A 3,834-nucleotide genomic window follows, 5' to 3' on the forward strand; every position below is an offset into this window, starting at 1 on the left:
GAGAACGTCAGCAGCCGCTTCGTCGTCCCGACCGTGGCGAGCAGCGTCGACCTCGTCGTCCACGTGGCCCTCGACCGGGACGGCCGTCGCCGCGTCCGCGAGGTGGTCGCGGTGCCCGGGCGCGTCGGCTCGACCGGCTCGTGACGGCCCTGCGCCGGACCTGACGCGCTGCGGCGCGTCGGGTGCGGTGGGCGCCCAGGTCCGCTGGTCGTGCCCTGGTGCCCTGCCGTCAGGTGGTGGTCGTCAGCGGCCCGCTCGACGCGCCCGCTCGCCGCGGACGGCGGCCAGCTCGTCGCGCGACCAGGCGGCCTCCTCGTAGCGCCCCTCGGCGGCCAGGGCGCGCATCTCGGCGTCCAGCTCGGCCTCCAGCGCCTCCAGGCGGTGCGCGGTGGCCGCCGTGAGCTGGACGACGGAGGTCCGCGTCGTGCCGCGCGAGCCGTCGGGCCGCAGCACCGGCATGCGCTCGGGGACGGCGCCCATGTGGTGGCGGCGCCCGCCGGGGTCGGGGGAGCGGGCGGCACGGCGGCGTCCGCGGACGAGGTCCCGCGCGCGCCCGGCTCCCGCGGGCAGGCCGCTGCCGACGTCGTCCGCTGCCGCCTGATCTTCGGGAGCCGGCTGCTCCGACTCCTGCGTCTGCTCCGGCTCCTGCGACTGCTCCGACCGCTCCGGCCCTCGCGACTGCTCCGGGGACCCCGGTCGTCCCTCCGGCCCGCTCACGCGGCGCTCAGGGCGCCGGGGTGGCGGGTGCGGGAGTCGTGGGCGCGGCCGTCGGGCCCGGCGTCGCGCACCCCGGCGGCAGCGTCGCCGGGTCGGGGGTCACGACGGCCGTCAGCGGGACGTCGGCCGGGGCCAGCTCGGACCACGCCTCGCCGAGCACGAGGTCGACGGCCGGGCCGGCGCGCTGGTCGTCGCGGACCAGCTGCGCGCCCGGGGCGATGCTGGCGAGGCCCTCCGCCGCCCGGGCGCCCTCCGGGCCGTAGCGCACCTCGGCGGTCCCCGGGACCACGACGCCGTCGGGGGCGTTGGCGACCGCGCCCACGACGAGGCCGCGCGCGGTCAGCTCGTCGGCCACGCCGCCGGCCAGGCCGGGGCGGTCGGTCGAGTTGAGCACCGACACCTGCACCCCGGGGGCCTCGACGGGCACGGTGGTCGGCGTGGGGCAGGCCTGCGTCGTCGTCGGGGTGGCGGCGTCGTCGGCCGCAGCGAAGGGGCCCTCCCACCAGCCGCGGTTGACGCCCGCGGCGCCGATGCCGATGCCGACCACGACGAGGAAGATGGCGACGAAGACGAGGCTCTGCCGGGCGCGGGTGCGCCGGCGCCGTCGCTCGGCGCGCAGCAGCGCCGCGACCTCGTCGTCGGGCGCCTCGCCCCCGGGCGGTCCCTGCGCGTCAGCCATCTCGCTCCTCCTCCGGCGCGAGCGCTCGTGACCCGGCGCCCGTGCCCGTCCCCGTCCCGTGTCCCGCGACCGGCGTCGTCACGGCGCCTCGACCCCCGCGTCCGGGCGGGACGGCCACTGTAGGGCGCCGGCCCTCGGCGGCCCCGGAGGTCGCTGCTCCGGGCGCGGGCGCAGGCGCGGGTCGTGAGGTGTCGGGGCGTCGCGGGTCGGGGCGTCGGCGTGCGGCGCCGTCAGGCCGTGCGGCGCAGCGCCAGGGGGGAGGGCCCGACGACGAGGACGGCGCCGCACGCGGTGCACACGCGGTCGGGGCACTCGTCCTCGTGGCCGTCGAGGCACTCGAGCAGCTCGTGCGGCACGGTGCGCCCGCAGACGGCGCAGTCGAGGTCGTCGAGCGAGGTGGAGGACCACGGGTCACGGGGGGCCCGGGGGGCGGGGGAGGTGCGGGAGGCTCGGGAGGCGCGGGAGATGGCCATGCGACGACGGTGCCACGGGGGTCCGACAGCGGCGCGGACCTCGCGCGGCGGGTCCCCCGGTCGCCCCGCCGACGTGCCCCGCCGTCGCCCGCTGACCCCGCCCGACGGGGACGCCCCCGCCCTCGTCCTCGCCGGCGGTCGCGGCTGACGGTCCGGTGCGGGCGCCGCGTCTCGCCCGGAGCCCGCGCCCGGGACGCCGCAGGCCCCCGCCCGGTGGGCGGGGGCCTGCGGTCGGCCGGACGCTGCCGGCCGGCGGCGGAGGATGGGGGATTCGAACCCCCGAGGGTTTCCCCAACACGCTTTCCAAGCGTGCGCCCTAGGCCACTAGGCGAATCCTCCGTGGGCGAGCCTAGCGGAGGACCGTGGCGGGGGAGTGCACGGGCGGGGCGGGGTGGGCGCCGGACGATGGTCGTCGGACCGGGTGGGCGCCGGACGGCGACCGGGGGCTGGCGGCGACGGGCGCGGGGCTGGTCGCGTCCGGTCGGGAGCCCGGTCGTCGTCCCCTACAGTGGTGGGCGGCCCCTCGCGCGGCGCCACCCTGCTGAACTCCCCCAGGGCCGGAAGGCAGCAAGGGTAGGTGGGCTCTGGCGGGTGCGCGGGGGGTCCTCTTCGTCCCTCGCCCTCTCCGCCGCCACCCCTTCACGGTGTCCTGCGGTCGTGCGTCGGTGGCGTCCCCCGCCCCGGTGGGCGGGCGCGGCGGGGTGTCGGCGCTCGCGGCTACTGTCGAGGCGTGGCCGGACCGACGCTCGCGCTGTACCGCCGCTACCGGCCGGAGTCCTTCGCCGACGTCATCGGCCAGGAGCACGTGACCGACCCGCTGCGCCAGGCGCTGCGCACCGGCCGCGTCAACCACGCCTACCTCTTCTCGGGCCCGCGCGGCTGCGGCAAGACGACGTCCGCCCGCATCCTGGCCCGCTGCCTCAACTGCGCCGGGCCGGACGGCACCGCGCAGGGCCCCACCGACACCCCCTGCGGCGTCTGCCCCAGTTGCGTCGAGCTGGCGCGCGGCGGGCCCGGCAGCCTCGACGTCGTCGAGATCGACGCGGCCAGCCACGGCGGCGTCGACGACGCCCGCGAGCTGCGCGAGCGGGCGACCTTCGCCCCGGCGCGAGACCGCTACAAGGTCTTCGTCGTCGACGAGGCGCACATGGTGAGCCCCCAGGGCTTCAACGCGCTGCTCAAGCTCGTCGAGGAGCCGCCCGAGCACGTGATGTTCGTCTTCGCGACGACGGAGCCCGACAAGGTGCTGGGCACCATCCGGTCGCGCACCCACCACTACCCCTTCCACCTGGTGCCGCCGGAGGCGCTGCTCCGGTACCTCGAGACCCTCTGCGAGGCCGAGGGCGTCCCCGTGGGCAAGGGCGTCCTCCCGCTCGTCGTGCGGGCCGGCGGGGGGTCCGTCCGCGACTCGCTGTCGGTGCTGGACCAGCTCATCGCCGGTGCCGACGACGGCGGCGTCGACTACGAGCGCGCCATCTCCCTGCTCGGCTACACGCACGCCAGCCTCCTCGACGACGTCGTCGACGCCCTCGCCGCGGGCGACGGCGGCAGCGTCTTCCGGGTCGTCGACCGCGTCGTTGAGTCCGGCCACGACCCGCGCCGCTTCGTCGAGGACCTCCTCGAGCGGCTGCGCGACCTCGTCGTCGTCCGCGCCGTGGGGGAGGGGGCGCGGGCCGTCCTGCGCGCGGTCCCCGACGACCAGCTCACCCGCATGCGACGCCAGGCGGACTCCCTGGGCGCCGCGGAGCTGAGCCGGGCGGCCGACGTCGCCAACGCCGCCCTCACGGAGATGGTCGGCGCGACGTCGCCGCGCCTCCACCTCGAGCTGCTGTGCGCGCGCCTGCTGCTGCCGGTCGCGGACGCGGGCGAGCGCGGCCTGGGGGCGCGCCTCGACCGCCTCGAGCGGCGTCTCGGCGTCCCGGCCACCGGCCCCGCGGGCGTCCGTCTCGCGCCTGCGCCCGCGGC

The 3,834-nt window shown here is 78.5% G+C and carries 4 protein-coding genes, 1 tRNA gene, 1 other RNA gene and 1 pseudogene; 3 read left to right on the forward strand and 4 right to left on the reverse strand.

The window, feature by feature from the left end:
* A pseudogene (locus tag HLB09_RS20455) lies at nt 1–126 on the forward strand (CpaF family protein); the annotation flags it as partial.
* 117 nt (nt 127–243) lie between these two features.
* Here the strand turns inward: HLB09_RS20455 and HLB09_RS14345 are convergent.
* From HLB09_RS14345 to HLB09_RS14360, 4 genes are all read right to left on the reverse strand, one after another.
* Nucleotides 244–717, reverse strand: a complete 474-nt coding sequence (locus HLB09_RS14345; RefSeq protein ID WP_171204017.1) for a hypothetical protein — start codon at nt 715–717, stop codon at nt 244–246.
* 7 nt (nt 718–724) lie between these two features.
* Nucleotides 725–1,396, reverse strand: a complete 672-nt coding sequence (locus HLB09_RS14350) for a LytR C-terminal domain-containing protein (RefSeq protein WP_171204018.1) — start codon at nt 1,394–1,396, stop codon at nt 725–727.
* Nucleotides 1,397–1,626: 230 nt separating this feature from the next.
* Entirely contained in the window at nt 1,627–1,869 is a 243-nt protein-coding gene (locus HLB09_RS14355; protein ID WP_171204019.1) for a hypothetical protein, read from the reverse strand.
* A 256-nt stretch (nt 1,870–2,125) separates the two neighbouring features.
* A tRNA-Ser gene (locus tag HLB09_RS14360) sits at nt 2,126–2,208 on the reverse strand.
* Between the two features lie 175 nt (nt 2,209–2,383).
* Between HLB09_RS14360 and ffs the strand changes: the two genes are divergently transcribed.
* Both ffs and HLB09_RS14370 read left to right on the forward strand, forming a co-directional pair.
* An RNA gene (ffs, locus tag HLB09_RS14365) (signal recognition particle sRNA small type) lies at nt 2,384–2,480 on the forward strand.
* Between the two features lie 119 nt (nt 2,481–2,599).
* Nucleotides 2,600–3,834: DNA polymerase III subunit gamma and tau (locus HLB09_RS14370; RefSeq protein ID WP_171204020.1), on the forward strand; the 1,235-nt coding region annotated here is incomplete at its 3' end.

It is taken from the genome of Pseudokineococcus marinus (assembly GCF_013004605.1).
Taxonomy (GTDB): Bacteria; Actinomycetota; Actinomycetes; order Actinomycetales; family Quadrisphaeraceae; genus Pseudokineococcus; species Pseudokineococcus marinus.